Source organism: Deinococcus aquaedulcis, assembly GCF_019693445.1.
Lineage (GTDB): Bacteria > Deinococcota > Deinococci > Deinococcales > Deinococcaceae > Deinococcus > Deinococcus aquaedulcis.
Genome location: NZ_JAHRBL010000029.1, coordinates 21142 through 27141, shown reverse-complemented (window position 1 = coordinate 27141; position 6000 = coordinate 21142). Strand labels below are relative to the sequence as shown.

Here is a 6000-nt window from a genome sequence, read left to right as displayed (position 1 = left end):
TGTTCTTCGGGGGTCAGGACGATGTGTGGTGGACGAGGCTGGCGGGCCATGCGACACCTCCGCCCCCAGCTTCTTCCTCTCAATTCCAACTGTCAATGTTTTTCTCCATCAGACCACTAGGCCATGCCAAAGGCCGCCGGCTCCTCTTTCAGAAAGGAGCCGGCGGCCTTTTGTCTTGACCCTCAGTGGTCGTGGCTGTGGCCGCTGCCAGCGCCGCGCTTTCCGCTCACTTCCTCGCGGATCTCGGCCACCACGTAGGTGCAGGCCTCGGCGCAGGGCAGGCCGCCCGGCACCCCGTCCAGAAAGGAATGCAGCAGGCGCTCGCCTGCCCACAGGCGGGTGCGCAGGCAGGCGCTGCACACGTCCTGGGCCACGTGTTCCACCTGGGCGGGGGTGGCGCGCTGCACCTTGGCGTAAATGCCGGTCTGGCGCCGGGCCGTGGTGGGCCAGGGGGTGTGGCGCAGGGCGTGGCAGGAATGGGCGTAGGTTTCTTCCACCACCGCTGGGTACAGGTAATGCACGGCGCGGCGCAGGTCGGCTTCGTTCAGCACGGCGCGCCAGCCGCGCGGCAGGTTGCGCAGGGTGTGCACCGGGCGGTGCTCGCCGCCATCGGTAAAGCGCACGCGGTCCCGCACCCCCTCCGGCGTGACCAGGGTGGTCAGTTCGCCGCCGGGCAGCCCCTCGTCCAGCATGTGCCGCAACTCGAACACGCCCAGTTCCGGGGTGATCAGGGCCTCGCCCACCCGCAGGCCCCGGCGCGCACGGTCCATAAAGGCCTGCCACGCGGCCTCGTGGCCCCGCTCGTGGTCACCCTGATCGCCGGCGCCGTGGGCTTCCTCGGCCAGCTGCACAATCACGTCGGCCACGGCGGCGTGGGTGCCCACGGGCTTGGCGTAGTACACCTGCTGCGGGCCGTGGGGGTTGTCAGGGAAGTCGGTGACCACGCCGCTTAAGCCCATGTCTTCGGGAATGGTTTCCAGGGTGTGCCAGCCTTCCGAGGCAAAGAAGGGCACCACCACCACGCGGGGCGCCCGCACCACCTCGGGCCACGTGCCCACCTTGGGGTCCTCGTCCAGAAACAGGGCGTGCACCTCGGCAAAGTGGCCCTGCTCGCGCAGGCGGTCGGCGTTCTGGTAGATGACGCGGTTGCTGTTCTCGTTGCGGGTGGTCCCGTGTCCCAGGACGATCAGCGCCGTGTCCTGGGGGTTGGCGTCGGGCAGCACCTCGCGGGCGCGGGCCAGAATCACGTCGCTCATGCCGGGGTGCACACCGTAGGGCAGCGTGTAGCGCACCGTGCGCCCCCCGATCACCCGCGCAATGCCCCCTTCCGGCACTGGCCCCTGGTGGCCCAGCCCCATTTCACGCGGAATCACCGTTTCGGTGAAATACCCTTCCGAGATGAACATGGGAATGACCGTCACGTCCGTGCTGGCGGTGGTTTTCAGCACCTGCCGCAAGGAAGGCTCCTCTTTCCAGTAGCCCTCGATCACCTCGTCGAACAGCCCCCGGTCCCGCAGCAATTCCGCGTAGCGGTAGACCGCCACCGCCGATTCGCCGTTCAGGTGAGAGCCGTGCCCAATCAGCACCAGTGAGCGCATATGGCGCCGACTGTAGCGGAGCGCGGGGCGGGGGATTGTCCCAAAAGCTGGGAAGTGGGAGCAGAGAGCGTGGGGAGTCGAGCGTGGAGAGGGCCGCGATCAGGGCTTGATAGGCCCCTGGGCCGCATGAGGGCCTGTAGGCTAAGGGGAGTAAAGGGATGACGAGGCGTACCTTTCGCTGCTGCGGCGCGAAGACATCAGCGATGAGCAGTGGTTGCGTCTCGAACCTCTGCCGCCGCCCTTGGTCGGTCTGGGGCGGCCGTATCTGGCCCACGGGCCGATGGTCAGTGGCATGGTTGATCATGGGCGGCCCAGGATGTTGCCTGTCGCGGCGGCCTGGAGATACCCCTTCAGATCCAGCTGGATGTTCCATCGACTATCGCTTTCGTGATCCCACCGAAAGACGTTGTTCGCCTCGACTTCGCCTTGGAGCACCCGCAAGCCGATCAGGTCGCCATTCCCGAGATCACCAATAAAGAACAGGCCTTCAAACGGCATATAGAGTGATCCAAATTGGGGCCTCTGCCGCATGACACGATTCTGTTCTTCCATCTCGTGTGGAGACCAGAGCATCCCTTCGCCATATGAACCGGACAGGGCGCCGACCTCCAGCAGGAGCGACTTGAGATCTTCGGGAAGGACAAGCTCGAATGCGTGTTCGAGGTGCTCGATGGCTGCAGGGGATGCTGGGGCGCAGTCAGCCAGATGAAGGCCGAGTTCCTGAAGAAAATGTCGCCACATGGTTGATCCTCCTGGTGGCTATCGCCCCTTAATGTCGCTGATCGCCTAGCTCTCAACCTTGGCATACAGACCCCAGGCAGTTTCACTGCCATCTGCCGCCCCCCTGCCGCCCTTCCTCAACCCCACTGAAGGCCCCCCTCACGCACGCGCTGGCCGGGCTTCGTAGGGTGGGGCCGTTCACTGACTGGACGGCGGCGGCCTGGGGCACCGGGCTTCTGGGCGCGCTGCGGCCCGTTTCCATGTGCAAGGAGGGATTTTATGTTCTTTCAGCAACGTGACCGCCACGAGCAGATGGCCCGCCTCGACCCCCGTGACACCAACGCCGACGGGCAGGTAAGCCCCCAGGAAGCCGCCGCCTACATCCGCGACTACCTGGACAACGCCTCGCCCCAGGAGCGCGACCAGATTATGCGCGAGTACTTCGGGCAGATGAGCCCGCAGGAGCGCCAGCAGATGGGCGACGCCATTGTGCGCAGCCCCGCCAACCCGGTCCAGAACGTGCGCTACGACGACGACAACGACCTGATTGACGCCTACACCCGCACCGCCCAGGCCCCCGCCCAGAACGGCCAGAGCCCCCTGGAAGCGGCCTTTGCGCCCGGCGGCATGCTCAGCAGCCCGCTGGTCAAGGCCGGGCTGGTGGGGCTGGCCGGCATGATCGGCAGCCGGATGCTGCGCCGGTAAACGCCAGCTAAGAAGTCCAGTTGTCGAGAGGTCGAGGCCAGCGGGTGCTCGACCTCTTGGCGTCTTGACGCCTTGACCTTGTGCCGAGCGCTCACGCTGGGGGGACGCTCCGTGCCCCCTGTCCCGCACCGCCCACTACAATGGCCCGCAATGCCTCTGTCGTACCTCACCCGCATTGCCCAGACGCCCGCGCCCACCTTTGAGGAGGGTGTGCGCGCGGACCTGATCGCGGGCCTGTGGGACGAGCTGGGCTACGCCACCGAGCGCGACGAGGCCGGCAATGTCCTGACCCGCCTGACCCCCCCAGGCACCGAGGGGCGCCCCGCCCTGCTGCTGGCCGCGCACCTGGACACGGTGTTCGAGGGCGGCACCGACGTGACCGTGCGCGAGGAAGGCGGGCGCCTGATTGGCCCTGGCGTGGGCGACAACAGCGCCAGCCTTGCGGTGGTCACCGCCCTGCTGCGCGACCTGCGCGGGGGCGCGGGGGTGCTGCGCCGCCCGCTGTGGGTGGCGGCCAATGTGGGCGAGGAAGGCCTGGGCGACCTGCGCGGCGCCAAGCACCTGCTGGCCCGGCACCGCGCGGCGCTGGGCGCTTTTGTGGCGGTGGACGGCTACCTGGGCATTGCCGTGACCCGGGCAGTGGGCGTGCGGCGCTACCGCGCAGTGTTCAGCGGCCCGGGTGGGCACTCCTGGGGCGATCAGGCGCCCAGTGCCCTGCACGCGCTGGGCCGGGCGATCAGCGCGCTGTACGCCCTGCACCTGCCTCTCAGCCCGCGCACCACGCTGAATGTGGGGGTGGCGGGGGGCGGCACTAGTGTGAACTCCATTGCGGGCACGGCCGAACTGCTGCTGGACCTGCGCTCGCTGGATGCTGGCGTGCTGGCCGACCTGGACAGCCGGGCGGTGACGGCCCTGCACGCGGCGGCGCGCGAGGCCGGCGTGCGCGTTCACCTGGAGCGGGTGGGCGACCGCCCCGGCGGCGACCTGCGCAGCGATCCCCTGTTGCCCCTGGTGCGCGAGGCCGCCCGCGAAGGCCGACTGGACATTCGTGTGGCCTCTAGCAGCACCGATGCGAACGCCGCCGTGCCCCACGGCTTGCCCGCTGTGGCCGTGGGCGTGTACCGGGGCGGCAACGCCCACCGCACCGACGAATGGGTGCAGGCCAGCAGCCTGAAACCGGGCCTGCAGTTTCTGCGGCGACTGGTGGAGCTGTACCAGCGGTCACCCGTGGCCTAGCCCCCCAAAAAGCGCGTGTGGGTGGGCGCTTCCTGTGACGGACGTTGCAATTGTGCCCCACCAAATTCCCATCTGTCTGGAGCAGAATGGGAAGACCAATGACTGCCCCTGCCCGCCTGACGCCGCGCCGCCCGGACCGGCCTGCTTCCCTGTTCCTTCGCGCCGCGCGGGCGCCGGGTCTGGCCGCGCTGCTGCTGGGAATGTCCTTGTCGCCGGGTGCGGCTGCCCAGAGCGTGGTGTCGCCCGCGCAGGCCATTTTCAACCGAGTGAACCTGCTGATTCAGACGGAATACGGTGGCCTGTCCCCGGTGGACCGCGCGGCCCTCACCCGCGAGTACCAGGGGCGACTGGACGCCGTGTGCGCGCCCAGCCCCAGCACCTGCGAGGAAGCCAAGGCCTACCCGGTGCTGGAAGCCGAGATGACGGCCCTGGGCGACGACCACTCCTTTTTCCAGACCCCCGAGGACTACCAGGAGTTCGTGGCCAGCGCCACGGGTGGCAACCGCCTGCAGTTTGGCGTGAAGCTGGCGCGCCTGGACGGTCAGAACCGCGTGGTGACCGAAGTGGTGCCCGGCAGCGCCGCCGAGGAAGCTGGCCTGAAGCGGGGCGACGTGCTGCTGACCCTGAACGGCCAGCCCTACGTCTACGAGGACCTGCGCCGCGCGCGCGAGGAAGGCCGGACCATCACCCTGGGCGCCGAGCGCCAGGGCCAGCCGCTGACCGTCACTGTGACCGCCCGCGAGAGCAGCACCCGCGACCTGCCGCGCCTGAACTTCGTGCCGGGGGCCGGCAGCAGCGAGGTGGCGGTGCTGCGCATTCCCACCTTCCTGTCGGGCGGGGGTGTGGCCCAGGGGGTGCATGACCTTGTGGGGCAGGCCCAGGCGCGCGGGGCCAGCGGCCTGATCGTGGACCTGCGTGGCAACGGCGGCGGCAGCCTCAGCGAGTGCGACAGCGCCGTGAGCGCCTTCGTGCCCAGCCTGACCCGTGTGGCGCGCAGCCCCGACGGCAACGAGCGCACCGTGGTCAGCCGGGGTACGCGCGTGGAATCGGGGCGGGTACTGAGCAGCGTGCGCAACCCCAACCTGTGGACCGGCCCGGTGGCCGTGCTGGTGGACAGCGGCAGCGCCTCATGCAGCGAGTTCTTTGCCTTCGAGATGCAGTACGCCCGGCGCGGCCCGGTGATTGGCGAGGAAACCGCCGGGGTGGGCAACACCGCCACGCGCGTGTGGCCGGTGGGCGAGGGTGCCCTGCAGCTGACCATCCTGAATTACGCCAAGCCCGACGGCACCCCCTACCCCCAGAGCATCCAGCCGGATCAGGCAAAGGTGCAGGGTGAAGCCGAGGTCCGCCTGCTAACCCAGGGCACCGACGCCCTGCTGCAGGTGGGCGTGCAGGCCCTGCAAAGCGCCCCCACCCTGAGCCTGGACCCCTTCCGCTCTCGCCCGTAAGCGGCGCCGCGCCACGTTGCCCCCGCATGATCAGCGGGGGCGACTTGTGTTAGGGGGTCAGGGCGGCGCTTCAGGGTTGAGGAATGAGGGGCCCAACCTTGTCAACCTGCAAACCTGGGCGATCAGTCGCGCTTCTTATGGGTTTCCGGCACGGCGAGGTCTGGCGCCCAGCTCCTGAGAGCGATCTTCCGTTCCGCCCAGGGGGGTGCTTTCCTGCCCTCAACGCCACGCCAACCGCTGTCTGTCGCGGTCACTCGCGCCGCTCGCCCCACATGACCTGAAGGGTTCACCGT

General features: G+C 68.7%; 5 protein-coding genes. 3 read left to right on the top strand and 2 right to left on the bottom strand.

Features of this window, described 5'->3' with window-relative positions; all coding sequences use genetic code 11:
* Nucleotides 1–182: 182 nt before the first annotated feature.
* Both KMW22_RS18125 and KMW22_RS18120 read right to left on the bottom strand, forming a co-directional pair.
* Nucleotides 183–1598, bottom strand: a complete 1416-nt coding sequence (locus KMW22_RS18125; protein WP_221091435.1) for a DR2241 family protein — start codon at nucleotides 1596–1598, stop codon at nucleotides 183–185.
* A 300-nt stretch (nucleotides 1599–1898) separates the two neighbouring features.
* Nucleotides 1899–2339: an SMI1/KNR4 family protein gene (locus KMW22_RS18120; RefSeq protein ID WP_221091434.1), complete on the bottom strand. Its 441-nt coding sequence runs from the start codon at nucleotides 2337–2339 to the stop codon at nucleotides 1899–1901.
* Between the two features lie 258 nt (nucleotides 2340–2597).
* Here KMW22_RS18120 and KMW22_RS18115 point away from each other — a divergent pair, with 258 nt between their 5' ends.
* The 3 genes from KMW22_RS18115 to KMW22_RS18105 all read left to right on the top strand — a co-directional run bounded on the left by KMW22_RS18115 (nucleotide 2598) and on the right by KMW22_RS18105 (nucleotide 5707).
* Nucleotides 2598–3023, top strand: a complete 426-nt coding sequence (locus tag KMW22_RS18115; protein ID WP_221091433.1) for an EF-hand domain-containing protein — start codon at nucleotides 2598–2600, stop codon at nucleotides 3021–3023.
* A 150-nt stretch (nucleotides 3024–3173) separates the two neighbouring features.
* A complete protein-coding gene (locus KMW22_RS18110) occupies nucleotides 3174–4259 on the top strand; it encodes a M20/M25/M40 family metallo-hydrolase (RefSeq protein WP_221091432.1) in 1086 nt (361 codons plus the stop codon).
* A 98-nt stretch (nucleotides 4260–4357) separates the two neighbouring features.
* Nucleotides 4358–5707: a S41 family peptidase gene (locus tag KMW22_RS18105; protein ID WP_221091431.1), complete on the top strand. Its 1350-nt coding sequence runs from the start codon at nucleotides 4358–4360 to the stop codon at nucleotides 5705–5707.
* Nucleotides 5708–6000 lie beyond the last annotated feature (293 nt).